Source organism: Oleiphilus sp. HI0079 (assembly GCF_001635105.1).
In genome coordinates this window covers 1-922 of the sequence record NZ_LWFT01001415.1, presented here as the reverse complement: position 1 = coordinate 922, position 922 = coordinate 1, and the positions used below count along the sequence as shown (strand labels likewise).

Genomic DNA, 922 nt, shown 5'->3' with positions numbered 1-922 from the left:
GCGCTGCGAGATCGAGGGTTGCGTTCTATTTCTTGCTTGGCGGGCTTCATTGCCTTACTCATCAACTTAAATCTTCGCGTTATATCACTTTCCAACACAGGAACTCCCGGTGGCGGTTCGTCACCCTTCGCCATTTTCTTCATGAACCGCTTAACCATTCGATCTTCAAGCGAGTGGAAGCTAATAACCACCAAGCGCCCGCCCACTGAGAGCGCATCACTGGCATTCTCCAAAAACAGCTCCAGATCATTCAGTTCCTGATTCACCTCAATGCGAATCGCCTGAAATGCTCTAGTGGCAGGATGCTTATGCTTCTCCCAAGAAGGGTTTGCCTCGGAAACAACATTGGCGAGACGAGCCGTTGTAGTAATTGGAGCAACACCTCGCTCTCTTATAATCGCCCCAGCAATTCGCCGCGCAAACTTCTCTTCACCGTATTCTCTTAACACCCGAATCAACTCAGGCTCTTCTACCTTTGCGACCCATTCGGCTGCGCTAAGACCTCGACTGGTATCCATCCGCATATCGAGCGGCCCATCATTCATAAAGCTAAAGCCGCGCTCTGCATCATCTAACTGAGGCGAAGACACTCCTAGGTCAACTAAAATTCCTGTCGCTCCCGGCCAAGAGCGTGCACCCACATAATTCTTCACTTCTGTAAACGAGCCGTGCTCAATAGCAAACCGACTATCCATCGCAGCCAGCTCAGTCGCAACGCGCACTGCTTCTGGGTCTTTGTCTATGGCCACTAACTGACCTTGCGCTGACAATGACTCTAGAATCAATCGAGCATGACCTCCACGCCCAAATGTCCCGTCGACGTATCGCCCGCCTGGGTCAGACACTAAAGCCTTAACGGCCTCTTCAAGTAGGACGGTGACGTGCGCCGAGTCAGTCGACATTAGAGCGACAAACCGTGAAA

The 922-nt window shown here is 51.6% G+C and carries 1 protein-coding gene; it reads right to left on the bottom strand.

All coding sequences use genetic code 11. From position 1 onward, the window contains the following. On the bottom strand, nt 1-902 hold a 902-nt coding region (gene rsmH / locus A3750_RS24315), incomplete at its 3' end, for a 16S rRNA (cytosine(1402)-N(4))-methyltransferase RsmH (protein ID WP_082873415.1). Between the last annotated feature and the right edge of the window lie 20 nt (nt 903-922).